Consider the following 25,961-nt stretch of genomic DNA (forward strand, 5'->3'; position numbering starts at 1 on the left):
CCTCTGCCCTGCCGGCCATCTCCCCCGCAAGGGGGGAGATCAGCAGTTTCGGCGAAGGCGTAAATCTTGCCGCGTTGGAGATCGGCGAAACCCGAAATGCCAGCCAATCTCCCCCCTTGCGGGGGAGATGTCCGGCAGGACAGAGGGGGGTGGCTGGGCGCAACGCCTCAGGCCCTTCGGGCGAAATACGTCAAGGCCTCACCTGTCCGGACCCGCGCACGCGGTATTTGAACGACGTCAGTTGCTCGACGCCCACCGGTCCGCGCGCATGCATCTTGCCGGTGGCGATGCCGATCTCGGCGCCCATGCCGAACTCACCGCCATCGGCGAACTGCGTCGAGGCGTTGTGCAGCAGGATCGCCGAATCGATCTCGTTGAAGAATCTCTCGACGGCTTGCGCGTCCTCGGCGACGATGGCCTCGGTGTGATGCGAGGAAAACGTCTCGATATGCTCGATGGCACCGTCGATACCGTCGACCAGCTTCACCGCGATGATGGCATCGAGATATTCGGTCACCCAGTCGAGATCGGTGGCCGGCTTCGCGTCGGAAAACACTTTCAGCACTTCGGCATCGGCATGGATTTCGCAGCCCGCGGCGCGAAGTGCGTCGAGGATCGGCACCAGATGGCTGAACGCGACGGTACGGTCGACCAGCAGCGTCTCGGCGGCACCGCAGACGCCGGTGCGCCGCATCTTGGCGTTGACGGCTATCCGCACCGCCATATCGAGATCGGCCGAGCGGTCGATGTAGAGATGGCAGATGCCTTCGAGATGTGCGAAGACCGGCACCCGCGCCTCGTTCTGCACCCGGCCGACGAGGCTTTTGCCGCCGCGCGGGATGATGACGTCCAGCGTACCGCTCAAACCCTTCAGCATCTCGCCAACGGCGGCGCGGTCAGTGGTCGGCACCAGTTGGATGGCGTCTTCCGGCAGGCCGGCTTCCTTCAGCCCTTCGACCAGGCAGGCGTGGATGGCGGCCGACGAATTGAGCGAATCCGAGCCGCCGCGCAGGATCACCGGATTGCCGGCCTTGAGGCACAGCGCGCCGGCATCGGCGGTGACGTTCGGGCGGCTCTCATAGATGACGCCGACGACGCCGAGCGGCGTGCGCACGCGCTCGATATGCAGGCCGTTCGGCCGATCCCATTGTGCAATCACGTCGCTAACCGGGTCGCGCAACTCGGCGATCTCCCTGATGCCGTCGGCCATGGCGCGAATGCGCGCCGGATCGAGCTTCAGCCGGTCCATGAAGGAGGCGGAAAGCCCGGATTCCTGGCCGTTCGAGACATCGATGGCGTTGGCGTCGAGAATGTCTTGCTGCCTGGCGACGATCGCCTCGGCCATGGCGGCAAGTGCAGCATTCTTGGCGGCGGTGGTGGCAATGGCCAACGGTCGGGCGGCAGCGCGGGCGCGACGGCCGATATCGGCCATCAGCGCGACAGTGTCATCCCCGGATTTTTCATGCAGTTTCAGCACGGCTCATCCTCCGCTTATATCGCCGCCGGCCAATACTTGGTCGCCGGCCTCTACCTGGTCGCCGGCCTCTACCTGGTCGCCGGCCCCTATCTGGTCGCCGGCCCGTACTTCGTCGCTGGCCCGTACTTGGCCACCCGAATGACTCACCACAAGGTCGTCGCGGTGGATCATCGCCGAACGCGCCTCGTAGCCGAGCACGGTTTCGATCTCGGCCGTCTTCAGGCCAGCGATCCTTATGGCATCGGCGGCATCATAGGCAACCAGCCCGCGCGCGATCTCGCGGCCCTCGGGCGACAGGATCGCCACCGTGTCGCCGCGCGAGAAATTGCCGCTGACCAGCTTGACGCCGGCCGGAAGCAGCGACTTGCCCGACAGCAGCGCGCCAATGGCGCCGGCATCGACCGTCAGCCGGCCGGCCGGCTCGAGCTGGCCGGCGATCCAGGTCTTGTAGCCCTTGACCGGGTTGCTGCTCGGCCGGAAGAAGGTGGCGCGTTCGCCGCGTTCGATCGCCATCAGCGGCGACAGCCGCGTGCCCGACGTGATGATCATAGCGGTGCCGGCGGCGGTGGCGATCTTGCCGGCATCGAGCTTCGTGCGCATGCCGCCGCGTGACAGCTCGGAAGCGGCCGCACCCGCCATCGCCTCGATGTCGGGCGTGATCCGGTCGACCACCGGAATGAATTTGGCCTGAGGGTCACGCGCCGGCGGCGCCGTATAGAGGCCATCGATGTCGGAGAGCAGCACCAAAAGATCAGCACCCATCATCGTGGCGACACGGGCCGCCAGCCGGTCATTGTCGCCATAGCGGATTTCGGACGTCGCCACCGTGTCGTTTTCGTTGATCACCGGCACCGCCTTCATCTTGAGCAGCGTCGAGATCGTCGCCCGCGCATTGAGGTAGCGGCGGCGCTCCTCGGTGTCGCCGAGCGTCAGCAGGATCTGGCCCGATTTCAGGCTGCCCTTGCCGAGCGCATCCGACCAGGCGCCGGCCAGCGCGATCTGGCCGACGGCTGCCGCGGCCTGGCTTTCCTCGAGCTTCAAGGCGCGCTTGCCGAGGCCAAGGATGGTGCGGCCAAGCGCGATGGCGCCGGAGGAGACGACGAGGATTTCAGCGCCGCCCTTGGCCAGCGCCGCAATGTCGTCGGCGAGCGAGGCCAGCCAGTCGCGCTTCAGGCCTGACGTTCGGTCGACGAGCAGCGCCGAGCCGATCTTGACGGTGATGCGCCGATATTTTCCCAGCGACTGCATCGTCCTACTTGTCCCAGCGCGTCTCGACCGGAGCCGCGATCCGCGCACGCGCCTCGCCCACCACCGACATCAGCGCCCGCAGCACCGCCTCGACGCCCTCGCCGGTGACCGCCGACAACAGCATCGGCGCGCGGCCGGCGGCACGCTTCAGCGAAGCGACCTTCTTCTTGCGCTGATCGGCGTCGAGCGTGTCGACCTGGGAAAGCGCCACGATCTCGACCTTGTCGGTCAGGCCGTTGCCATAGGCCTCAAGTTCCGCGCGCACGGTCTTGTAGGCTTTGCCCGGATTTTCCTCCTGCGCCGAAACCAGATGCAGTAGCACGCGCGTGCGCTCGACATGGCCGAGGAAGCGATCGCCAATGCCGACGCCCTCATGCGCGCCTTCGATGAGGCCCGGAATATCGGCGATGACGAATTCGCGTGCGTCGATCCGGGCAACGCCGAGGCCGGGATGCAGCGTCGTGAACGGATAGTCGGCGATCTTCGGTTTGGCTGCGGTGACCGCCGCCAGGAATGTCGACTTGCCGGCATTGGGCAGCCCGACCAGCCCGGCATCGGCGATCAGCTTCAGCCGCAGCCAGATGTTGAGCTCCTGCCCCGGCAGGCCGGGATTGGCGCGGCGCGGCGCCTGGTTGGTCGAGGTCTTGAAATGCTGGTTGCCGAAACCGCCATTTCCGCCCTTGGCCAGCAGAAAGCGCTGGCCGACCACGGTCAGATCGCAGATCAGCGTCTCGTTGTCCTCTTCGAACACCTGCGTTCCCGCCGGCACCTTCAGCGTAACATCGGCGCCCTTGGCACCGGTCATGTTGCGGCCCATGCCGTGGACACCGGTCTTGGCCTTGAAATGCTGCTGGTAGCGGTAGTCTATGAGCGTGTTCAACCCGTCGACCGCCTCCAGCCAGACATCGCCGCCACGGCCGCCATCACCGCCATCCGGCCCGCCGAACTCGATGAACTTTTCGCGCCGGAACGACACCGAACCGGCGCCACCGTCACCGGAGCGGATGTAGACCTTGGCTTGATCGAGAAATTTCATGGGATTGTACAGTTTCTACTAGTGGCCTTGCGGCATTGCTCTAAACCTTGGCCCTTGCTCTAAACCAAGGCGCGGCGAAGGGCGAGGCCGTTTTGTGACAATGGCCGCGTGGGATCGGCCGGAGAGATGCCGGAATGAAGCTTGTAACTTACAACATCCAGTACGGCATCGGCCTCGACGGGCAATACGATGTCGGGCGCATCGCTGATGCTGTGCGCGGCGCCGACGTGATCGCTTTGCAGGAGGTGACCCGCAACAATCCCCGGAATGGCGGCCGCGACATGGTCGCCGAGATCGGCGAGGCGCTGCCCGACTACTTCGCCGTCTATGGCAGCAATTTCGAGGCCAATATCGGTTCGCACATCGACAATGGCCGCGCCATCACGAAAACCTTCCAGCTCGGAAACATGGTGCTGTCGAAAACGCCTATTCATCTGTCGCGCAACCTGCTTTTGCCGCGCAGCCGCAGCTTCGAGATGATGAACTTCCAGCGTGGCGCGCTGGAAGCGCTGATCGAGACGCCGCTTGGTTTCATCCGCTTCTATTCCATCCATCTCGATCACCGCAGCCCCCTCGAACGCGCCAGCCAGATCCAGTTCCTGCGCCAACGCATGCTGAACTACGCGCTCGAAGGCGGCGCATTGTCCGGTGTCGCCGAGATCGGCCTGCCGGAACTGCCGCATCCCGAAGCCTTTGTCGGCATGGGCGATTTCAACATGCTGGCCGGCTCGCCAGAATATGTCGAACTCGCCGGCCGGCCGGACCATGAATTCGGCATGCCGCTGACCGCCGACTTCGCCGTCGATGCCGCCTTGCGGCTAAACGCCACCGGCGACGATCTCATCAGTTGGGTCGACCCGAAACAACCCACCGACCCCAGGCGCCACAAGCGCATCGACTATATCTTCACAAGCGCTTCGCTTGCCAAATCCCTGAAGCGCCTGTGGGTCGACCGAAAGGCGGTCGGTTCGGATCACCTGCCGGTCTGGGTCGAACTGGGCTGACCCAAGTTTGCCTCCCATTGGTCTCGCGCCGTACCCGATGTGTGTCGAGATTCAGGTCAGGCCGAGCCGAGAATAGTGGCTTCCGAGAACCGGAGCGGAGCGTACTTTTCGTACGCGAGCACCGGAAGCGCAGGAAGCCGCCATTCGCAGGCCGGCCTCACCTGAATATCGGCACACATCAAAAATGCACCCAGTTCCGCAGGCTCGTCCACGTCTTCCTGTCGAGCCGGTAGCGCTCGACCGGCACCTGGCCGGCGACGATCGAATTCAGCATGCCCTGGCCGGCATATTGGAAGCCGCATTTGTGGATCACCCGCCTGGAGGCCGGATTGATGACCCGCGTCGAGGCCTGCAGAACCTGGATCGACGTCCTCTGGAAGGCGAGATCGACCAGCGCATGGGCTGCTTCCGTCGCATAGCCCTTCTTCCAGTAAGGCTCGCCGATCCAGTAGCCGAGTTCCAGCCCGCGTTCGGTGGTGTTGAGACCGGCACAGCCGACGAAAGTGTCGGTGCCGGCCAGCGTCAGGGCATAAGCGATGCCGGCCCGGCGCGACTTGGTCATGGCGAGGAAGGAGCGCGCCTCGGCCTCGCCATAGGGGTGCGGCATGCGGGCCAGCATTTCGGCGACATGGCGGTTGTCGGCAAGCTCGACCAGTTGCGCGATATCGCCCTCGTGTGGCGCCCGCATCACCAGCCGCTCGGTGACCAGCACCGGACAGTCTATCGCGTAACTTTCGTCTTCTGAGTCTTCCGCTTCGGCAACCATTTGAAAGTCCTCCAGGCATAAGAAAAAGGGGAGATGGAAACCCATCTCCCCTGATCCTTTTCCTGGCCTTGCCAGACACCGGTTCCCGAGATGGGCGCCGGTGTTCTAGTGCGGAACCGGCTACTCCGCGGCTTTGGCAATCGGGTTGACCGATACGTAGGTTCGGCCGTTGGCTTTTTTGTTGAACGTCACGGCACCGGTCTCGAGCGCAAAAAGCGTATGATCCGTGCCCATGCCGACATTGACGCCGGGATGCCACGTGGTGCCGCGTTGACGAATGATGATGTTGCCCGGGATGACGGCTTCGCCGCCGAACTTCTTCACGCCCAGACGCTTGGAATGCGAGTCGCGACCGTTGCGCGACGAGCCGCCAGCTTTCTTGTGTGCCATCTAACTAACTCCGTTGCGCCGCAAGGCGCCTAAAAGGCCTTATGAACGCGTTCGCGTTCCGTTTCAAGTCCGATCCGGCGACCCAATCGCCAGAAAATTACTTCGCAGCCAATTCCTTGGCCTGCTCGCGCCAGTCCTTGATCTGGTCGGCGCTGAAGGGCATGTGCTCGTCGATCTTGGCGACATCCTTCTCGGTCAGCTTGGCAAGCTGGGCGAAGGTGATGATGCCCTGCTCGTTAAGATCCTTGGCTGCGACCGGGCCGATGCCCTTGATCACGGTCAGATCGTCCGGCTCACCCTTCGGTGCCTTGAACAGTGGCGCTGCGGCGGTCTCGGCTGCCTTTGTCTCGGCTGCCTTGGCCTTGGGCTCCTTCTTCGGCGCGGCTTCCGCCTGCATCTCGGTGGCGGCCTCGGCCTTCACCTTCTTCGGAGCCTTGGCCGCTGCCGTCTTGGTCGGCTTGGCGCCACCCAGCAGGATCTCGGAGATCCGCACGGTGGTCAAAAGCTGGCGATGGCCGATCTTGCGGCGCGAATTCTGCCGGCGGCGCTTCTTGAAGGCGATGACGGTGCGGTTCTTGCCCTGCTCGACGACTTCGGCGGTAACCACCGCGCCATCGACGAACGGCGCGCCGAACGTGACATTCTCGCCTTCGCCATGCGCAAGGACGTGGCCGATCTCGACCATATCGCCGACAGCGGCTTCGACTTTTTCGATCTTCAGGAGATCGTTGGCGGCAACGCGATACTGCTTGCCACCCGTTTTAATGACTGCGAACATTTTTTGCCTTTCGCTGTTCGGTCGGCCTTGATGAACCGCCTCTGGCGGTTCAGCCGTCTTTTTGTCAGTCTGCGGGTTCAAAAAACAAGCGGCGCGGAAGAACCCTCCACGCCGATTGCGCGCTGTCCCTAACCGAAGGTTGGGGGCGAGTCAAGGCAAACCAGCCGCGCCGTTTCCGAGACCGTCATTGGCGGGCACGGACCGGCTGTGCCGACATGCCCACGGCGTTGCCCGCCTGGGCTGAGGGTGGGTGACTGGTCGGCAATCTGCCTCGGGTCTTGCTGTACCCCACCAGCCGTGAATCCGCCGCTTGCCAAGCAAGCCAAATAACTGACGGATTGGCCTTGTAACCTGCCCGTTCAGCCGTTATCTAGTGCGCCGCGCCGGCAACGGCCGACCATGACCGCGGAGAGGTGGCAGAGTGGTCGAATGCACCGCACTCGAAATGCGGCATGGGTGCAAGCCCATCGGGGGTTCGAATCCCTCCCTCTCCGCCATTTAGCTTCCATAAAAATCCTTTCCTTTCAAAAGCTTCCTTGTTGCGCTTGACCAGCACGAAGCGAAACATATCTTAGACTGTGTAACAAACTGTGTAACATTAGAGAAAGATAATGCGACGTTCCGCAGCGCCAAAGCCGCATAAACGTGAAGGCATCTGGTATCTCGTCCGCAGGGTGCCGAAGGAATTCGCGGCGTTTGATCGCCGCTGCCTAGTACGCATTTCCACGGGCGTCGCCGTGGCTGACGATCCCCGCGGTGTACGGGCGCGAGATGCAGTGCAAAGCCTCGGCGCGGGGCTGGAGGCGTATTGGCGTAGACTGCGGGAAGGCCAATCCGCCGAGGCGGGGCTGCGTTTCGAAGCCGCGAGGAAGCGCGCGCGGTCATTTGGATTGGCCTATCGCACTAACGAGGAACTAGCAGCGGGGCCGCTCGACGAACTCATGGCCCGTATCAAGCTGCTCCTCGACAAAAAATCGATCGAGGACGCGCAGGACGTCTCGGCCGTCATGGGTGGGGAGAAGCGGCCAGCGGTCCGCCTGAGCGGTCTTATCAAGGAATTCGAGACGATCGAGCAACAGAACTTGCTGACCATGTCGCCCAACCAAATCAAGAAATGGCGTAACCCCAAAAAGCGCGCAGTTGCCAATCTGGTTGGAGTCATTGGCGACAAGGAGATCGCAAGCCTCACTCGGGACGACGCAATCGCGTTCCGCGAGTGGTGGCAAAAGCGGATCGTTGAGGATGGACTTGATATCGGTACGGCCAACAAGGACATCGGCCATGTTTCGAAAATGCTGCGCGTCGTCGATCTGACTCACCAGCTCAAGCTGGAGCCGGTTTTTCGAAACCTGCGTCTTTCCGGCGCCGTCCCCGGGCAACGCGCTGCGTTCACAGCGGAGTTCATTCAGGAGAAGATACTCGCTGAAGGCGCGCTCGACGGACTCAATGACGAAGCCCGCCATCTAATCTATGTGATTGCCGATACCGGACTCAGGCTTTCTGAAGCGGCAAACCTCACCACCGAAACAATCCACCTCGATCGAGAAATCCCGCATGTGCGGGTGCGCCCCAATGGCCGTCGCTTGAAGACCGGTCATTCAGCCCGTGACATTCCCTTGGTTGGCGGCGCACTTGCAGCCATCAAGCTCCATCCGGACGGCTTTCCTCGTTATCGCGACAAGGCCGCGTCACTTTCAGCGCTCGTCAACAAGGTGCTCGCCAGCAAGGAACTTCTGCCGACTTCCGAGCATAGTCTTTATAGCCTGCGACACACTTTCGAGGACCGGCTGACGGCAGTTGAGGCGCCGGAGAAGGTAATTGCTTCTCTGATGGGCCACAAATGGATCCGGCCCAAATACGGCGCGGGACCTTCGTTAGCGCAAAAGCGCGAGTGGCTCCAAAAAATCGCTTTTACCCCGCCCGGGCGAATGTGATTGCGGCGCCATCCAGGCCTTGAGAACCAACCTCACGGCTCCAGCTGTCCGAGCCATTTAGGTTGAGCGTGGCCAGCACGCGCTGCGCTCGCTCGCGATTTCCGAGCTTCCGCCGCATTTGTTCGACCTCGTATTCCAGCCTTTCGAAGGTCGGTATATAGGCATCTCCATGCCGGATGACCAAGTAGGCGGCAACAGCTAGACACCATTCTAGCTCCGTGGCCGATGGATCGGAAAAAGGGGCGACGCCATACCAAGACGAGCAACGCCTCTCGAGGGCTTCCGAACTAGGCAAACGGCCAGCATGTGGCATGGGAAAGAAACCTATGCCTGATCGACGAACCTAAAGTGCTCACGAAGCTTGACCGGTACGCGGGCCATCGGAGGGTTCTGCCTAAAACCGCCAAAAATTTTGAAACACCCATTCATCCGGCTCGAATTCAAAGGGATCGGCGATTTTTGGGTTATGGCTTGCAAGCATAGTTCAGCCCAGACAAGAACGCCTGATATCTTGTCGTGCACTGTCACCCTGCCAAATATGGTGCCGGCGACAACGGCAGTTTGGCGAGCAGAAGAATTCCCGAGACTGAGACGTTCTACGGCTTGGCCCATGTTCGCGCTCCTCCTCGATTGGAGACAGGATGGGCCATATGGAAGCGAATAAAAGGAGGTTGGTGACGAGTCTCGGTAGTGGAGTAGAAACGGGTGGAAAAGCTTGCGCTATTCGCCATCGGCGCCGCTAAGCGCATTTGAGAGAAGGGGCAGCGATCGCCAAGAGATGACGTCCGATCGCAAGCCGGCTAGAAATGCGACAGTGACGCGCCTTTTTTGGCACGACCTTAGCACCCGATCGGGCCTCAGCTGGTCGTCGTTGCGCAGCCGATCGGGTGCGATTTTTATAAAGCTCTCTTGGCTTTAGCTTTGAGAGCCCGTCATCGAGACAAATGCAAGGGAACGGTCCGCCCCCTGGGGACATTCGACATGCCGTGGCAGCTTCCTATGGTGAGCCAGCGCATTCCGATACACGTTTTCCGCGCTCTACCGTTGCTCCAGCACCTGTGCTGAGGCTGAGCGCTTGATCAGGACCCGACCGCTGCTGTTGCGGGATGGTGACTGGGTTGAGGTCGCGAAGACCTTGACCGCGGGTACGTTGTTCATCCCGATGAGCGCTGAGCCGAGAAGCAGCCAAGAACGCTTCCCGTAATCGAATCCTACGGGAACCGCGAAACCAGCGTCCAAAGGACGCAATTCTCCGACGTCGTTCACTCAAGCTCATCTCGCAACTTGAACGCTTGTATGAAGCCGCTGCATGTGCGCCGGTGGACCGGATTGCTGCTATCCAAACCACGTGCTCAGTTTCGCCCCCGTAATAACTCTACCGTCCGAAACGGCTTTCGCGCGTCAGGTCCACCCCACATGAAAGTTCCGCGAGCAGCACGGACGGAGAGGCCGGTCACAACTCCTTCGCGTGCTCTTTTACTACCGAATCAAGTGCCAAATGGAGAGGCACTGCCTTAGAGAACAGGAAGCCCTGCGCGGTTCTGCAGCCAAGCTTGTACAGAGTTTGCCGATCTGCCTCTGTTTCAACGCCCTCGGCCATGACCTCGATCCCGAGCGTCCTACCAAGATCAATCACCGCTTTGACAAGCAGCCGATTCTCCCGGGACTTGGCTAAGCCGCGAACGAAGCCCTGATCTATTTTCACCTTCCTGATCCGACTGTCCTTGAGCGATGCCAACGTCGAAAAACCGGTGCCGAAGTCATCGAGCGCGATAGAAATGCCAGCATGTGAAAGCCGGGCGAGCTTTTCATCCACTCTGTCCGGATCCACTGGGGCTTCTTCGGTAATCTCGATGTCGAACATCGTTGCAGGGAGGTCTTTTGCCGCCAGACCATTAAGAATCATCTCGTCAATATCGCCAGCTTCCAACTCGCACGGTGAAACATTCATCGCCACACGAACATCACGACGGTCAGCTTTGACCAAGCCCTCGATAAGAGCGCAACAGTCGGCGAATACCGTTTGAGTTAGCAGCTGAAGCATTCCAGTTTCGCGTGCCGCTGTCATGATCTCGGGCGGAGAAATGGGACCGTGAAGCGGGTGAGACCATCTTAGCAAGGCTTCAAAACTGACGACGGCTTCAGTTTCGAGTCTTACGATTGGCTGAAACCAAGCGACCAAGCTTCTCATCGTTATCGCCGAATGAAGATCGCGTTCGATTGACTGGCGGCGTTGCAACTCCCGGGCTAGCTCGGCATCGAACAGACAAAATTCATTCCTGCCGCGGCGCTTAGCTGTGTAAAGGGCGATGTCGGCCCGCAACAACATTTCCGTTAGTCCGGGGTTTTCAGCCAAGTAGATTCCTATAGACGCTCCAATGCGGACTGATGCGATCCCAGGATAGGGGCGAGCAAGCTTGGCTATGAGATTGGACGCGAGATTGGTGGGAGAAGGAGAATTCTTTCGCGAAGAAAAAACCAGCACGAATTCATCCCCACCGATGCGGGCGAGCGTTGAGCCCTCCGGTGCTTCTTCCTCTATTCGGCGGGCGATCCTGGCAAGCAGCTCGTCACCCGTTCTGTGACCGTAGGTATCGTTGACAGATTTGAACCCGTCCAGATCAATCAGCATGGCCACAAAGGGTCCATCGGTGTTCTCAAACTGATCGATTGCATGTTCGAGGCCCCGCCTGTTGAGGAGCGCGGTAAGATGGTCCTCCCTGGAATTGCGCTCCATTTCCGCGGCAAGCCGCTCGGCTTGATGTCTCAGGCGGCTCGCGTCACGGAAGCGCGCTTGTCCAACGAACGAGGATCGAACCAGGCCGCCCTCGAAAAGCAGGACGGCAAAAGCCAGAATGTAGTTTTCCGGGGCTCCCTTCGTCAGCAAACATGCGGCGGCAATGAGGAGTGGCGGTGTGATGAAGCATATCGCTGCCGCAGCATATGAGCTGCCGTACGTGACCGCGCCAGCTGAAATGCCCGCCAGAATTATTAGATGCAGCGATGCTTGAGACGTCGTGTATCCAGCCGTTAGGACGGCAAGGAATGACCAGGTGAATCCCGCCAGAAGAGCAAGCCTGCCAAACCAGCGAAGCCGCAGCCAAACCCGTGTCAGATCATCCTGGACTCCGGGTTCCTTCAGCTGATGACGGGCGAGTGCAAGGCGGGCGGCATTTATCGCATTAACGACCGAAAACCAGGCCGCGCCAGCAAGACCGTTCCCGGAAAGGGCCTGCACGGTCAAAATCAGCCCGGACAGCACAATGCTTATCGGCATTGAGACGAAAAGGCCTGCCCTCAGATCAGCGAGCTGGTCCTGAAGGATTCTCGCCTCCAGCGGATCTTCTTTTTCCAAGGCTGGACGGGTCAGCTTGCTTACTCCTGCTTGTCCGCAGCCTATGCAGCCCCCCTGAAGGACGGGTTAATTCTTCAATCGGAGATCAGCGTCGGGGAGCAGGATTACTCCGGTGCATCATGCACTCTCTCATCGCTCGCCCAGCACGCGCAAAAATGCGACTGCTGGTGCAGTATCACCGCTGGAGCTCCGCCGAAATCCCATGCCGGACAAGGGGAACATGTTGGGCAAAGCGAAGCCCCAGATGCCTTGCAAGCCGTGCCGCCAGGTGGTCTCTGGAGTAGAGTCCAACCAATATGTTCGTTGCATGGTAGAGCGGCGCCGCCGACAGGCGCAGCCGCCTTTCGTATATATGCAGCATGTCGGGGTCGCCAACATTGCGGCCGTCGCGGCACGCAGTCATGATTCCACGGGCGAGTTGCTTCTGGCTGCTGAGACCGATGTTGAATCCGTGAGCGGTCACCGGGTGCATGCCGATGGCAGCGTCGCCGATGAGTGCGGCGCTCGGCGCCCGGAATTTGTGCGCCCAGGTCGTGACCAGCGGATAGGTGTGGCGCTTGCTTGCCAAGGTCATTTTTCCAAGGCGCCCTCGACACCGTTTCGTCAACTCCGACAGGAACAAATCATCATCGAAGGCAAGCAGTCTATAGGCCTCGTTTGAGCGCAATGTGAGCAGCAGCGACGACATGCCCTCCGCGAGGGGCAATATCGCTATCGTCTGATGGTGATCGAACCATTCGATGGCGATCTGGTGGTGGGCGCGCTCGTGCCTCACTCGGCAAATCAGCATCGAGTGGCCAAGCCGGTTGATATCGGCGCCGATGCCTAGCAGATCACGCGTGGCGGACAAACGCGAATCCGCGGCAACAACCAGCCGAGCAGTTAAACGCGCGCCATTAGAGAGCGTTACGACTGCTCCTTCTTGGCTGTTTGTTGCATCGACGACCGAGTGGCCGCACAACAGCCGGGCGCGATCCTGCAAGCGGACGATTTTGAACAGCGCCTCGCGGATCCGGCAATTTGGAACCAAAACCCCCAGCGGTTCTCCAGAGTTGCTGGGAGGATCGAAACGAAGAGCGAATGCGCTCGAGCCGTTGAGCACGCGCGCGCCTTGAAGTGCTGATTTGTCCGAAGCCGGGATGACATCCCAGGCGCCGAGCTCGCGAAGGGTTCTGATCGAAGCGTTGGTCAGCGCGATTTCGCGACCATCGAAAGCCGGATTCGCCAGACTATCGAATGTGTTCTGTTCAACAACTGCCACCTTGAGTTCGCTTTGGGCAAGCGACGCAGCGAACGAAAGGCCGACCGGGCCGGCTCCAACGACAACGATGTCAAAATTATCGTCAGAGCCCATCAGCGTGCCGCCATCCGGTCGCCTATCCTCGTGTAACGGTGGAACTGAGCCGAGTGACATGAGCTCCGTGCCCGCCGCATTGCCTAAAGGCGCTGGGCCGGGAGATTCGCATCGATCGGCAACGAAGCACTCAAAGCGCTCAGAGGTGGATGCGGCTAACCGATCCCGCCCTTTCGCCGCGCAGCCGCGCAGATCGCCGCCAGCAAGCGAGACACTCGCGACGCTGGTCAGCGACGGCCGCGCCGCATCGATCGCCACATTCCACCTGGAACCCTTGCGCATACTACTCACGCTCCACGACGTCGAAGCGGGCTCTCTTGCGAGGGTGAGGGTATCGAACGTAGCGCTCTCTCTCGTCATCCCAGCCAAGGTAGCGGAAACTTTTATCCACGACCGCGCATATCTCATCAAGAACCTGCTGCATGGCTTCGATGTCGATGTCCTTGCAATTCAGTCGCCGATAGAGCAAAGCCCACGCGGCGACATAGTCGTCGAAATAGCGCGCGTCACTCGAACCAATGATCAACTTCGGACGGTTGATCGATTTCGAAAACGCACGTCCCAACCCCGATGATGCTCCGCAGCACGTTGACATCACGAGGATCTTCGGCGCTGGATGCGAGCCCTGGAACATTTTTACGAAGTCAGCCCAAAGAAGGCCACTTCGCCCACTGGACGAAGCGATCCCGTCACCATTGCCGTGCCCGGCGATGTGAAGCACGTCGCACTCCGCCTCCATCGCTCGTACTACAGCCTCACCAAATTTCGTTCGGTTCAACGCCATTTGGAGCTCCGCGCGGATGTTGACAGCCTTTAACAAGTGCTGCACGATCGGTCCCTCTTGCCTGTCGGCGAAGTAGTCATTTGCATTGTGGCAGTCGATGATGTGTACGGTGTTCATGGTACTCCAGCCGCTTGTTCGTTCATCGTCGTGACGAGCGGACACCACGCGCGCGGAACCGCGTGACGTGCGCTGGGTTCCGGTACCGTCGCATAGCCTCAAGGCGCGGGCCGGGAATCGGGATGGATCGGCAACGACGCACACAACCCATCAAAGGCGAAAGCTGTTGATCGGCCCCCTGTCCGCGCAAGCCACGCGGATGGTCAGCCAGCAAGCGAGATACACACGACGCCGGTCAGCTAATGGCTGCGCCGTAAGCACAAGGCATGGCCGACCACACGACAGAAAACCCAGAACCGTGAAGGTGCTGATAATGACGACCAATCTTTCCGTAAGTCATGCATTTCTCCGTCGAAGACTGGTCAATAGACCACGCCGATGAGTATGACCCTGATCTGGATCAGCCAGACATGACCAATCGGCACTGGCGGTTCACGGTCAGGTGATCGACCGTGACGTTCCACTTTGGAACCCGTGCGCACATTGCCAAGCTCTCGTCCGGCCACGCGAGGTACTCTCGTGGCATCACACGCCTCATACTGGGTGCAATGGGAGGCAGTCCTTCGCACGACAGAGGCTTTTCACAAATGTAGTGTGCAGCTTAGGTCAAGATGGTCATGGAGCATGGAGCATGGAGCATGGAGCATGGAGCATGGACAGCTTGTTCCCGACCGAGCCGGCTCGACTGACGAGCGCGATCCGCGCATCTTATGCACAGCGGATTGAAATCAGCGTTCCGGTTTGTCGTCCCGATCAATTAGTATCCGCTCGGCGGCTCCGTCGAGATCTTCGTATTGACCGCTTCGCAATGCCCAGACGAAGCCGGACACACCCAGTGCACCCAGAAAAAGGGCCACTGGTATGAGATAGAGCAACGTCGTCACGAGGATTATGCCGAATAGCTGACTGCGGAGCGTCCGACTTTTTGAATAACTTGCAGCGTCGCATTCGCCCCGAAGCCGTGCAAGCGCAATGCGTTTCCAATAACAAGCACCGATGAGGCAGACATGGCAATCGCCGCTAACAAAGGCGTGGCGTGGCCCAGGATGGCGATCGGCACGGCGACGGCATTGTAGACGATCGCAATCGCGATGTTCTGGCGGATCAGGTGTCCCGCCTTGCGCGAGACGTCCAGCGCGAGAGGCACTGCCAGAAGGCTTTCGCGCAGGAATACGAAGTCGGCGGCATTGCGGCCAATGTCGGCGGCGGTGGCCGGAGCGATCGAGACATGCGCCGCGCTCAGCGCCGGCGTGTCGTTGAGGCCGTCGCCAACCATCAGAACCTTGTGTCCGTCTTTCGCCAGGGTCTCGATGCGCTCGACCTTGCCCGACGGCAGCAGGCACGGAACGAAGTCCTCGACACCCAGCATTCTTGCAACTTCACCGCAGGCACCTGCGGTATCGCCCGACAGCATTTGCATCGACACCCCAGTATCGTTCAATCGCTTGATCGCCGCCGCCGCGTCGGCGCGCAGCGCATCCTCGAAATCGAAGGTCGCGACAATGAACCCGTCTTTTGTCAGCACCGTTCCGCCATAGCCATGGTTGCCTTCACCACCGGTCCGGGCCTTCCATCCAGCCCATCCGCGTCGACCCAGCCGCCAGATGCTTCCGGCGACAGTGGCTTCGATCCCGAACCCCGGATGCTCTGTGACGGCATCGAATTTGTGTTGCCCGCCAGGAGCGGCAAAGCCGGTTATGGCCTTTGAAAACGGGTGACGCGAGTGCGCGGCCATGTCTGCCGCGATTGCCAGCATGGCCGGATCGATCGACGATGCATTGAGGAGCCGGGGTTGTCCGAGCGTGAGCGTTCCGGTCTTGTCGAACACTGCGTTATCAATCGTCGCCAGGCGCTCCATGGCCGAACCGTCCTTGACCATGATGCCGTTCTCGAACAGACGCCGCGCGGCGACCACCTGAACGATCGGTACGGCGAGGCCGAGCGCGCACGGGCAGGTGATGATCAGAACGGCAATGGCGATCGTCATCGCCCGGTGCCAGTCGCCCGTCGCCGCCATCCAACCCAGGAATGTCACGAAGGCGGTGAGATGAACCACGGGCGCGTAGAGTGCCGACACGCGATCAGCGATGCGGCGATAGTGCGCGCGACCGCCCTCTGCGGCTTCCATCAGCCGAACCATTTCGGCGAGGAACGAATCCTTCGCGGCGGCGGTCGCCTCGATCGTCAGCGGGCCGGTAAGATTGAGCACGCCGGCCTGCACGGCTTCGCCCGGCGCCACGTTTTTCGGCGCGCTTTCGCCTGAGGCCAGCGAGCAGTCGAGATCAGACGCTCCGTGGATGATCTTGCCGTCGACGGGGATCCTTTCACCGGCCGCGATCAGCAGCTGCATCCCCGGTTCGATCTCGCCAACCGGCAGATAGTCGCGCGCGCCATCGCCGCGCAGCACCATGGCGCCGCGTGCGGCCAGCTGCGACAGGCCTTTCACCGCGGTGCGGGCACGTTCGCGCATCACGTGATCCAGCGTCCTGCCGATCAAAAGGAAAAAAAGCAGCGAAACCGACGCGTCGAAATAGGCGTGGTCGCCATGGTTGATCGTCTCATAGAGGCTCATGGCGTAAGCGAGCGACACTCCGACCGCGATCGGCACGTCCATGTTCATGCGGCCGTGGCGCAGTGCATTCCAGGCCGAGCGGAAGAAGATGCCGCCGGCGAAGGCGAGCGCTGGGATGGCGATCAATGCGGAGACCCAGTGAAACAGGTCGCGGGTAGCCCCTTCGGCCCCGGACCAGACAGAGACCGAAAGCAGCATGATATTGCCCGCCGCGAACCCGGCAACCGCGACGGCGCGGATCAACTCCGAAAGCGTCCTGTCCTTTTCATCAATCTCGGGGGCGAAGAGATGCGCCTGGTAGCCGAGCCGTCCAAGCGCGGCGACGAACGGTGGAACCTCGTCGCCACGCCAGCGGACCGAGACCCGTTTCGTCGACAGGTTGACGCGGGCGCTCTCGACGCGATCGAGCGTTCCCAACGCCGTCTCGATCGTCTGGATACAAGCTGCGCAATGAACGCTCGGCACCGAAAGATCGGTTTGGCGGAGATCATCTCCAAGCGATCGGCTCGCCAGCCTGATCTCTTGACTAGACGGCAGGACCGACGTGGTGCTGCCCAGATCAAGCGCCATTTCGGCGCCCGGTGCACAACAACTCATTTCAGCGCTCCATGGGAAATCATGATCCTGCGGACTTCGCGGTAGGGCTCGGCCAGACCGGCGTCAGCGTCGACTTCGACGATCCAGACGCCATCCTTCGGCATGTGCTGGGCTGCGAATTCCTGGCCGGAGGCGAGGGCGAGGTTGACCGCCTTGTCCTCTTTCTCGTAGGCGGGATGGCGAAACAGCACCTTGACGCCATGCAAGGCAATCGGCTTGCCGACGGCGTCGGTAAGGCTATAGCGGACCTCGCCCCATGCGATGGTCAGCTTGCCGGTCCAGCCGAGCGCTGCCTGCGCCCGCCCCTCCTCGGCCTTCTTGTTGAACTGCTGGCTCGCCACATAGGTGTTTTCGACGACAAGGCCGGTCCAGCTCGTGTTGGCGAGCGTTGCCATCGTCAGATTGACCGCGATGACCACCCCGAAAAAGGCTAGGATGATGGCCAGCATGTGCCTGCCGGTGAATACGCGGGGTTTTTCAGCGTTAGCGGTCATCTGGCAGTCTCCGGCGCGTTGAAGGTGGCGGTGTATTCGTCCGCCTCGAAGCTCGCCTTGTCCTCGACACGGAACTTGAAGGTCTGCGCTGTGCCCTGGATTTGATCCGCCGGCTGGCGCACGAAGACCTTCAGCATTTTCAGGCGGTCGGGTTCGACCGGAATGGCAAAAGAACGGCCTTCCGGGATGTCGTCGCCGACCACGCTCATCTCGGCGCCCTGCAAGCCTTGAATCGCGACAACGATCGTCCTTGGCTCGGGGATCATGTTGAGCAGCTTGACGGTGTAGCCGTTGCGGATCGAGCCGTCGGACAGCGTGACAAATTGCGGATTGCGATCATGCAGCACGTTGACTTCGAGCCGATCGCGCGTCAGCAGCGAATAGAGCAGACCCAGGCCGATCAGCGACCAGATACCCATGTAGACGTAGGTGCGTGGCCGAAAGATCTTGCGGATATGGAAATGCGCCACCTTGTCGGAGAACAGGCCATCAGCGGTCCTGACCTGCGACGGGTTGACTGAACTGGAGCCGCCCGCGGTCGCCAGCATCATGTTGGCGTTGTAGTCGGACAGTGTCGCATAGGAGATCAGCCCGCGCTCCTTGCCGAGCTTGTCCATGACCCCGTCGCAGGCGTCTATGCACAGCGCGCAGGTGATGCATTCCATCTGCTGGCCATCGCGGATGTCGATCCCCATCGGGCAGACCGCGACGCAGGCATTGCAGTCGACGCAGTCACCGACCGGCAGCCCTGCGGCAAGGACCTTCTTGGCGTGGCGAGAACGCGGTTCGCCGCGCCAGTCATTGTAGGTGACGGTGAGAGAACTTTCGTCGAGCATCGCTGCCTGGATGCGCGGCCATGGGCACATGTAGGTGCAGACCTGCTCGCGCATCAGACCGCCGAACGTGTAGGTGGTAGCCGTCAGCACGGCGACAGTGATGTAGGCGACGGGTGGCGCGGTGCCGGTGAAGAGTTCGCCAACCAGCGTCGGCGCATCGGCAAAATAGAAAATCCAGGCGCCGCCGGTCGCCGCACCGATGACCAGCCAGACGGCGTGCTTCGATAAGCGCAGCATCAGCTTGCGGGCGGTCCAGGGGCCTGCATCGAGTTTCATGCGAGCGTTACGGTCGCCCTCTATCGCACGTTCGACGACGAGGAACAGATCGACCCACACCGTCTGAGGGCATGCATAGCCGCACCAGGCACGGCCGACAGTCGAGGTGATCAGGAAAAGACCGACGCCCGCCATGACCAGGAGGCCGGCCACATAGAAGAATTCCTGGGGCCATATCTCGATGAAGAAGAAGTAGAAGCGCCGGTTCGCGAGATCGAGCAGGACTGCCTGGTCCGGGGCAAATGGACCGCGAGCCCAAGGCAGCCACGCAGCCAGGTAATAGATGCCAAGTGTGATCGTCATCACCAGCCATTTGAAGCGACGAAAGTTGCCCGAGGCGCGCTTCGGAAAGATCTTTTGACGCGCGGCATAAAGCGGCTTGCGGGTTTTGGCGGAATTGACAGTTTCTGTTTCGAGCCCTGTCAACTGCGTCTTGTCACGCATGTGCAACTCCACTTTCCCAGCCAATGTCAGGGGCACCTGTCGTAAAGCCTCGCCGTAGGATAGCCTTGCCGGGTTGTGCAGATCGCATTAGGGATGGTGTCGAGGCCCGGCTCACGCCGGGCCTCGTCCGCTTGGCAGGGGGGACCGAAGAATAGGACCTTCCATTCCTATTCTCCGCCGCCAAGCGAATGGACATAAACTGCAAGTTCCTTGACCTTGATCTCGCCGAGACGGCCAACCCAGGCCGGCATGACGCCCTGTTTTGGCGCACGGACCTGTGCGGCGATGGCTGTCTCACCGGATCCATAGAGCCAGATCGCATCGGTCAGGTCGGGGGCGCCGAATTCCCTGTTGCCTTTTGCATTGTCGCCGTGACAGGCCACGCAATTCTCGGCAAAGACCTTGGCGCCGGGTTGGATCAGACTTGCATCGCGGACCTTGCCGGAAAGGCTGGCCACGTAGGCGCTGACTTGTGCGATCTGGTCGGCGGTAATGATGTCGCCGAAGGCCGGCATTTCCGACAGGCGCGTGTCCGGATCGGATGCGAAGCGGATGCCGTGCGTAATCGTCTGCTGGATCTGCTCGGCCTTGCCGCCCCACAGCCAGTCGTCGTCGTTGAGATTGGGAAAGCCCTTGGAACCCTGGGCGCCGGAGCCATGACATTGTACGCAATTGACCTTGAAAGCGGCGCCACCGGCGGCGATTGCGAATTCGCGCAGGCCGTCGTCCGCGGCGATTTCCGAGACGCTCTTGGACTCCACCGCCGAGATATATTTGCCCTTGGCGGCCTCAGCCGCGGTCAGCTCGTTCCTGACCTCGTTGCGGCTGGAATAGCCGAGCACACCCGTTGTCGCCGAGTGCAACAGAGGCCATGCTGGATAGGCAATGGTGTAGCCTATCGCCCAGACAATGGTGACGTAAAAAGTGATAACCCACCATCTGGGAAGCGGGTTGTTCAGCTCCCGGATACCATCCCATTCGTGGCCGGTGGTCGAGACGCCAGAGATTTCATCGATATGCTCGTCGCTCATGATCACTCGTCCTCGAGCGGAATGCGGGCCGCTTCGTCGGCCAGCCTTCGGCTGCCGGGGCGTAGGGCAAAGGCGATGCACCCCACGAAGAACAGCGCCATCGCAACCAGGCCCCAGCTGTCGGCAAACGCCCGCATCAAATTGTAGGTCATCAGCGTTCTCCTCAGCGGTAGCCGGCGGCTTCGTCGTAATTTTTGAAGTCGACCAGTGTGCCAAGCATCTGCAGGTAGGCGAGCAGGGCATCCATTTCGGTGACCTGTTGCGGGTTGCCGTCGAAGTCGCCGATCTTGGCTTTTGGGTAACGCGCCTCAAGGCCTGATGTGTCGGCATTGGGATCGGCCTGCGCCGCCAGATCCGCATTGGCGTGGGCGATCATGTCATCGGTGTAAGGGACGGCTACAAGCCTGTTGGCGACCAGATGCGTCGAGAAATCCTTCACGTCGATCGGCGTGTCTTTCAGGAACCCATAGCTCGGCATGATCGATTCCGGCACCACCGAGCGCGGGTCGGTAAGATGCGCGACATGCCATGCATTCGAGTAGCGGTCGCCAACTCTGGCGAGATCCGGCCCGGTGCGCTTCGATCCCCACTGGAAGGGGTGATCGTACATGGACTCGGCAGCCAGGCTGTAGTGGCCATAGCGCTCAACTTCGTCGCGGAACGGCCTGATCATCTGGCTATGACAGAGGTAGCAGCCCTCGCGCATATAGATGTTGCGCCCGACAAGTTCGAGCGGCGAATAGGGGCGCATGCCTTCCACCTTCTCGATCGTGTTGTCGAGATAGAAGAGAGGCGCGATCTCGACGATGCCGCCGACCGTCACCACGAGCAGCGAGCCAACGAGAAGAAGCGTGGCGTTCTTCTCGATGATTGCGTGTTTGTCCATCAAGCCCATTACCTGGCTCCTGATCGCGCAGGTCGGATGGCGACGGGGCTCGGCATCGGCTCCTCCTCGCGCTGGTGGCCGAGGATGGTCCTGGTGATGTTCCAGGCCATGATCAGGGCGCCGGAGAGGTACATGGCGCCGCCGATGGCGCGCAGGACATAGTAGGGGTGCATGGCGGCGACGGTTTCGGCGAAGGAGTAGACCAGGAAGCCCTGCTCGCCATATTCGCGCCACATCAGGCCCTGCATGATGCCGGACACCCACATCACCGCGGCGTAGACGACGATCCCGAGTGTCGCCAGCCAGAAGTGCCAGGTGACGAGCCTCAGCGAGTAGAGCCGTTGACGGTTCCAGAGCTTCGGGACCATGTAGTAGATCGCGCCGAACGAGATCATGCCGACCCAGCCGAGCGCACCCGAATGGACGTGCCCGATGGTCCAGTCGGTATAATGCGACAGCGAATTGACCGCCCGGATCGCCATGATGGGGCCTTCGAAGGTCGACATGCCATAGAAGGCGACGGCCATCACCATCATGCGGATGATCGGATCGGTGCGCAGCTTGTCCCAGGCGCCGGACAGCGTCATCAGGCCGTTGATCATGCCGCCCCAGGACGGCATCCACAGCATGATCGAGAACACCATGCCGAGCGTCTGCGCCCAATCGGGCAAGGCGGTGTAGTGCAGGTGATGCGGCCCGGCCCAGATGTAGAGAAAGATGATAGCCCAGAAATGGACGATCGACAGCCGGTACGAATAGACTGGCCGGTTCGCCTGCTTGGGCACGAAATAATACATCATGCCGAGGAAGCCGGCGGTGAGAAAGAAGCCGACCGCGTTGTGGCCGTACCACCATTGCGTCAAGGCGTCCTGGACCCCTGAAAAGGCGGAGTAGCTCTTGGAGCCCGGGAACGAGACTGGTATGGACAGGTTGTTGACCACATGCAGCATCGCGATGGTCACGATGAACGACAGGTAGAACCAGTTGGCCACGTAGATATGCGGTTCCTTGCGCTTCAGGATCGTGCCAAGGAACAGAATGAGGTAGGCGACCCAGACGATGGTCAGCCAGACATCCACATACCATTCGGGTTCGGCGTACTCGCGGCCCTCGGTGATGCCGAGCAGGTAGCCGGTCGCGGCCATGACGATGAACAGCTGGTAGCCCCAGAAGACGAACCAGGCGAGATCACGGCCGAAGAGGCGCGCGCGGCAGGTGCGCTGCACGACATACAGAGACGTGCAAAGCAGCGCGTTGCCGCCGAAGGCGAAAACGACACCGGATGTGTGCAACGGCCGCAAACGACCGAAATTGAACCAGGGCTGGATGTTGAGATCGGGGTAGGCGAGCTGCAGCGCGATCACCACGCCGACCAGCATGCCGACGACACCCCAGAACACGGTGGCGATCGCGCCGTAGCGGATCGGACCATCCATGTAAGCGGATGGGTCAATCGGAGCTGCTGGCCTGAACTCCGTGTTGCGCAACAGGATCGCAGTGAAACCAGCCACTGCGAAGAACAACACCCACATGTGTCGGCGGAAAGGTTCATCCACGCCGAAGCCGGCGGCCACCAGGGCCGCAAAAGCGAACACGCTTAGAAGGACGATCTCTGTGCCGAATTTCATTGCAGATCCCGATCTCGAATCTGGTGGATGCCAAATCCGCAGCGCACTAATCGCGCAGCCGCCGCCCCCTCGCCCTGATCTATGTCAGGCCGCACGATTTTGTGCGGCGCAATCAGCAGGTGGCGAATGAACGAGGAACGCAGCGCGGGCTCACTCCCTCATGGAAGGCGTTCCCTGGGTTGGGCGGGCGCAGACGCGATCGCTGAGGCGAAAGCTGAGGCTCTGCGCGCGTTGGATGCTATTGCCGATGCCCTGCCAAACGTTGTTCGGATCCCATTGGAAACGAACGCGATCGTTCCGCCGAGCCGTGGCAGATTAAGGACCATGCTTCGCCGGTATGTGCCGAAACACACCTGGCGATTGGTCACGTTCCTATCAAAGCCCGAAAGCTGTTTGTCTCGACAACCGTGACGCCGCTTCGTCGAAGGCGCGGCGACATCGCATTAAAAGGCAAACACGGCCCGCCCCGGAGTCATGCGACATGGCCTCGCCGCTTAGGGCCGCTCGCGTCCGCCGCCACAGCGCTTCTCCAGACGGCTTATGCTGTCCACCGTCACATGGCGTGCGTTCTCAATCCGAATCACCCCGTCAGCCCGCAATCGCGTCAGTTGGCGGCTCACGGTCTCGCTGGTGATTCCAAGGAAATCAGACATTTCGGCACGCGTCAGCGGCAGATCGAAGGAGGCCGACCCGGAAGCCGCATCGAGACTGGAATCGATATTCCGGGCCATCATGAGGAGAAAAGTCGCCACCTTTTCCGGAGCTGTCTTGCGCCCCAGCGTCACCATCCACTCGCGCGCCTCATCGAGTTCATTCAGCGTCTGTTTGAGCAGGCGATGCTCGAATTCCCGTGACGCCTTCATCATCCGTTCGACGGCCGCTCGCGGAAACGAACACAGCGTGACTGCTGTTGCCGCTTCCGCATTGATCGAGCTTTCCTCCTTGAAAGGACGTCCCAGAAAATCCGGTGCAAACTGGAGACCGACGATCTGCTGGCGCCCATCCGACAGGCTCTTTGATAGCTTTACCACGCCTGAAAGCACGTTGGAGTAGCTGTCGACGTTCTGTGCCTCGCCGGTCAACTCCATTCCTGACTCGATCCGGCGACGCGAGCAAGTCTTGGCGAGCCCAACCAAATTGTCTGGATCGAGCGCACCGCAGACACCGCGACGCCGTGCCTCGCAAGGGAAGCAAAGAACAGGAATGCCGGAACTATGAATGTCTTGCCGAAAGGTCATGCGTTCGCCTTACCCGATCCTAACTGCCGGCAGGATACCCATCCAGGGTAGAGAAATCCTGCGGCGGTTTGTCCATGAGCGCGGCTGATCGAGATCAGGGTCTGCTTCAGCGATGCGTGCAGTGTTCCGGCGGGCAACACGGTGAACGCGAGATGCAATCGGAAATAGCTGTCAAACTCAGCGAGAACGTCCCACGCTACACCAGCTATCCGACGGCGCCGCATTTCCATTCGGGGATCGATGCTGCCATTTACCGTGGCTGGTTGGAGACGCTGGAAAGCGGCGACGAAATCTCGCTGTACCTGCACATTCCTTACTGCGACAAGCTCTGCTGGTTCTGCGCCTGCCACACCAAGCAGACGCACCAATATGAGCCGGTGGCCGCTTATCTGCGCTCGCTGAATGCCGAAATCGTCACGATTGCCGGTCTGGTGAGCGGCAAGGCACATGTCCGTGCAATCCACTTCGGTGGCGGTTCGCCAACTATTCTGAGGCCCGATGATATGGTTGCTCTTGGAGCGGCCTTGCGGGACAGCTTCGACCTTCTCCCGGATGCTACGGTCAGCATCGAAATCGAAACCAACGACATGGACAAGGCGCGCCTTGATGCACTTGCTCAAATCGGCGTAACGCGGGCGAGCCTCGGCGTGCAGGATTTCGATCCGCAAGTGCAAAAAGCAATTAATCGTGAGCAGAGTTTTTTGCAGACCAAGGCAGTCGTCGACGGGGTTCGTTCGCGGGGCGTCGAATCGGTCAATCTGGACCTGCTCTACGGGCTCCCGAATCAGACACGCGAGACGATCTGTTCCACGGTGGCGCAGGCACTGACCTTGGAGCCAGACCGGATGGCCCTGTTCGGCTACGCACATGTGCCCTGGTTCAAGAAGCATCAGACGATGATCGACGAGGCATGGCTGCCGAGTCCCACTGAGCGTTTCGCCCAATCTCAACTCGCGGCGCGGGCAATTGTCGCCAAGGGATATGAGGCAATAGGACTCGATCATTTCGCGAAGCCCGACGATGCGCTGGCCATAGCGGCCCGCGCAGGGGTTTTGCATCGCAATTTTCAGGGCTACACTGAGGATCGCTGCCCGACACTGATCGGACTTGGCCCTTCGTCCATCGGTCGTTTTCGCCAAGGCTACGTGCAGAACATGGCTTCGACTGCCGGGTACGGGCGCATGGTTGCGGATGGCGGGTTGGCTGCCGTCCGCGGCGTTGCCCTTTCCGACGACGATCGCGTCCGTGGCTGGATCATCGAGCGGCTGATGTGTGATTTTGCCTTCTCGGCAGTCGACCTGGTGGAGCGGTTCGGCAAAGCCGGCGAGCAGCTCCTTCATCGCTCGAGGTCCATCGCACTCCACGATCCTGCCCGAGCGCTTGAATTCGATGGTGACAGTTTCCTCGTACGGACTGAAAGTCGCCCCTTCATTCGAACCATCGCGGCCAAGTTCGATACATATTTCAAAGGGGGAACGGCGAGGCACTCGGTGGCGGTCTGAGCAAAGCACAGTGCGCTCGCCGTTTGGTCGATCGGCGAACCAGCTGCGTTCGTTTTGACCGCTCATAGGCGACTACCGCATCAAATCGTCGACCGTGAACAATCCGAGCCCTAAGCGGCGACCGGCTTCGGCCGGATTTGAAGCAGGGCAATCAAGAGCGACAAAAACCCCTTCAGCCACCTGAGCAGGAGGGAGAAGTTGTAGCCGGCGGCGG

Annotated in this window: 21 protein-coding genes and 1 tRNA gene; 4 read left to right on the forward strand and 18 right to left on the reverse strand. The window is 60.8% G+C overall.

Going from position 1 to position 25,961, the window contains the following annotated elements; all coding sequences use genetic code 11:
- Positions 1 to 190 precede the first annotated feature (190 nt).
- Genes EOA13_RS32810 through obgE form a run of 3 tightly spaced genes read right to left on the reverse strand, consistent with a single transcriptional unit; the run spans position 191 to position 3,761 of the window.
- The gene (locus tag EOA13_RS32810) at positions 191 to 1,477 is read right to left on the reverse strand and encodes a glutamate-5-semialdehyde dehydrogenase (RefSeq protein WP_127297438.1); all 1,287 of its coding nucleotides are present in this window, start codon (positions 1,475 to 1,477) and stop codon (positions 191 to 193) included.
- A 3-nt stretch (positions 1,478 to 1,480) separates the two neighbouring features.
- On the reverse strand, positions 1,481 to 2,725 hold the full coding sequence (proB, locus tag EOA13_RS32815; protein WP_127297439.1) for a glutamate 5-kinase: 1,245 nt from the start codon (positions 2,723 to 2,725) through the stop codon (positions 1,481 to 1,483).
- Positions 2,726 to 2,729: 4 nt separating this feature from the next.
- Positions 2,730 to 3,761, reverse strand: a complete 1,032-nt coding sequence (gene obgE, locus EOA13_RS32820; RefSeq protein ID WP_127297440.1) for a GTPase ObgE — start codon at positions 3,759 to 3,761, stop codon at positions 2,730 to 2,732.
- A 134-nt stretch (positions 3,762 to 3,895) separates the two neighbouring features.
- On the opposite strand from obgE, the gene EOA13_RS32825 reads away from it, so the two are divergent.
- On the forward strand, positions 3,896 to 4,765 hold the full coding sequence (locus EOA13_RS32825) for an endonuclease/exonuclease/phosphatase family protein (protein ID WP_127297441.1): 870 nt from the start codon (positions 3,896 to 3,898) through the stop codon (positions 4,763 to 4,765).
- A gap of 178 nt (positions 4,766 to 4,943) precedes the next feature.
- Here the strand turns inward: EOA13_RS32825 and EOA13_RS32830 are convergent, their stop codons facing one another.
- From EOA13_RS32830 to EOA13_RS32840, 3 genes are all read right to left on the reverse strand, one after another.
- On the reverse strand, positions 4,944 to 5,531 hold the full coding sequence (locus EOA13_RS32830) for a GNAT family protein (protein ID WP_164780483.1): 588 nt from the start codon (positions 5,529 to 5,531) through the stop codon (positions 4,944 to 4,946).
- A gap of 120 nt (positions 5,532 to 5,651) precedes the next feature.
- Positions 5,652 to 5,921 (reverse strand): 50S ribosomal protein L27, encoded by a 270-nt coding sequence (gene rpmA / locus EOA13_RS32835; protein ID WP_013529063.1) that lies wholly within the window; start codon positions 5,919 to 5,921, stop codon positions 5,652 to 5,654.
- A gap of 97 nt (positions 5,922 to 6,018) precedes the next feature.
- Positions 6,019 to 6,699 carry a 50S ribosomal protein L21 gene (locus tag EOA13_RS32840; protein WP_127297443.1) on the reverse strand — a complete coding sequence of 227 codons (681 nt, stop codon included), beginning with the start codon at positions 6,697 to 6,699 and terminating at the stop codon, positions 6,019 to 6,021.
- Between the two features lie 407 nt (positions 6,700 to 7,106).
- Between EOA13_RS32840 and EOA13_RS32845 the strand changes: the two genes are divergently transcribed.
- Together EOA13_RS32845 and EOA13_RS32850 are read left to right on the forward strand one after the other, a co-directional pair.
- Positions 7,107 to 7,196, forward strand: a tRNA-Ser gene (locus tag EOA13_RS32845).
- A 114-nt stretch (positions 7,197 to 7,310) separates the two neighbouring features.
- Entirely contained in the window at positions 7,311 to 8,633 is a 1,323-nt protein-coding gene (locus EOA13_RS32850; RefSeq protein WP_063169217.1) for an integrase, read from the forward strand.
- Positions 8,634 to 10,086: 1,453 nt separating this feature from the next.
- Here EOA13_RS32850 and EOA13_RS32855 read toward each other — a convergent pair.
- The 12 genes from EOA13_RS32855 to EOA13_RS32910 all read right to left on the reverse strand — a co-directional run bounded on the left by EOA13_RS32855 (position 10,087) and on the right by EOA13_RS32910 (position 24,245).
- Positions 10,087 to 11,988, reverse strand: a complete 1,902-nt coding sequence (locus EOA13_RS32855) for an EAL domain-containing protein (protein ID WP_082826564.1) — start codon at positions 11,986 to 11,988, stop codon at positions 10,087 to 10,089.
- 175 nt (positions 11,989 to 12,163) lie between these two features.
- The gene (gene ubiM, locus EOA13_RS32860; protein ID WP_024502870.1) at positions 12,164 to 13,345 is read right to left on the reverse strand and encodes a 5-demethoxyubiquinol-8 5-hydroxylase UbiM; all 1,182 of its coding nucleotides are present in this window, start codon (positions 13,343 to 13,345) and stop codon (positions 12,164 to 12,166) included.
- A 280-nt stretch (positions 13,346 to 13,625) separates the two neighbouring features.
- Positions 13,626 to 14,243: a hypothetical protein gene (locus tag EOA13_RS32865; protein ID WP_063169219.1), complete on the reverse strand. Its 618-nt coding sequence runs from the start codon at positions 14,241 to 14,243 to the stop codon at positions 13,626 to 13,628.
- 728 nt (positions 14,244 to 14,971) lie between these two features.
- A complete protein-coding gene (gene ccoS / locus EOA13_RS32870; RefSeq protein WP_081714250.1) occupies positions 14,972 to 15,127 on the reverse strand; it encodes a cbb3-type cytochrome oxidase assembly protein CcoS in 156 nt (51 codons plus the stop codon).
- A 5-nt stretch (positions 15,128 to 15,132) separates the two neighbouring features.
- Complete coding sequence (locus EOA13_RS32875) at positions 15,133 to 17,412, reverse strand: cation-translocating P-type ATPase (protein WP_063169220.1); 2,280 nt, start codon at positions 17,410 to 17,412, stop codon at positions 15,133 to 15,135.
- Complete coding sequence (locus EOA13_RS32880) at positions 17,409 to 17,906, reverse strand: FixH family protein (protein ID WP_063169221.1); 498 nt, start codon at positions 17,904 to 17,906, stop codon at positions 17,409 to 17,411. The genes EOA13_RS32875 and EOA13_RS32880 overlap by 4 nt, the downstream gene beginning before the upstream one ends.
- Complete coding sequence (gene ccoG, locus EOA13_RS32885) at positions 17,903 to 19,462, reverse strand: cytochrome c oxidase accessory protein CcoG (RefSeq protein WP_063169222.1); 1,560 nt, start codon at positions 19,460 to 19,462, stop codon at positions 17,903 to 17,905. The genes EOA13_RS32880 and ccoG overlap by 4 nt, the downstream gene beginning before the upstream one ends.
- A gap of 167 nt (positions 19,463 to 19,629) precedes the next feature.
- Positions 19,630 to 20,493 (reverse strand): cytochrome-c oxidase, cbb3-type subunit III, encoded by an 864-nt coding sequence (gene ccoP / locus EOA13_RS32890; protein WP_063169223.1) that lies wholly within the window; start codon positions 20,491 to 20,493, stop codon positions 19,630 to 19,632.
- A 2-nt stretch (positions 20,494 to 20,495) separates the two neighbouring features.
- Complete coding sequence (locus tag EOA13_RS32895) at positions 20,496 to 20,645, reverse strand: cbb3-type cytochrome c oxidase subunit 3 (RefSeq protein WP_024502864.1); 150 nt, start codon at positions 20,643 to 20,645, stop codon at positions 20,496 to 20,498.
- Between the two features lie 11 nt (positions 20,646 to 20,656).
- Entirely contained in the window at positions 20,657 to 21,388 is a 732-nt protein-coding gene (gene ccoO, locus EOA13_RS32900; protein ID WP_063169224.1) for a cytochrome-c oxidase, cbb3-type subunit II, read from the reverse strand.
- Positions 21,388 to 23,007, reverse strand: a complete 1,620-nt coding sequence (gene ccoN / locus EOA13_RS32905; RefSeq protein WP_063169225.1) for a cytochrome-c oxidase, cbb3-type subunit I — start codon at positions 23,005 to 23,007, stop codon at positions 21,388 to 21,390. Before ccoN ends, ccoO begins: the two co-directional genes overlap by 1 nt.
- A 494-nt stretch (positions 23,008 to 23,501) precedes the next feature.
- Entirely contained in the window at positions 23,502 to 24,245 is a 744-nt protein-coding gene (locus EOA13_RS32910; RefSeq protein ID WP_024502861.1) for a Crp/Fnr family transcriptional regulator, read from the reverse strand.
- A gap of 152 nt (positions 24,246 to 24,397) precedes the next feature.
- Here EOA13_RS32910 and hemN point away from each other — a divergent pair, with 152 nt between their 5' ends.
- Positions 24,398 to 25,747 (forward strand): oxygen-independent coproporphyrinogen III oxidase, encoded by a 1,350-nt coding sequence (gene hemN / locus EOA13_RS32915; protein WP_063169226.1) that lies wholly within the window; start codon positions 24,398 to 24,400, stop codon positions 25,745 to 25,747.
- Positions 25,748 to 25,961 lie beyond the last annotated feature (214 nt).

Origin of the sequence: Mesorhizobium sp. M7A.F.Ca.US.011.01.1.1 (assembly GCF_003998295.1) — a bacterium.
Taxonomy (GTDB): Bacteria; Pseudomonadota; Alphaproteobacteria; order Rhizobiales; family Rhizobiaceae; genus Mesorhizobium.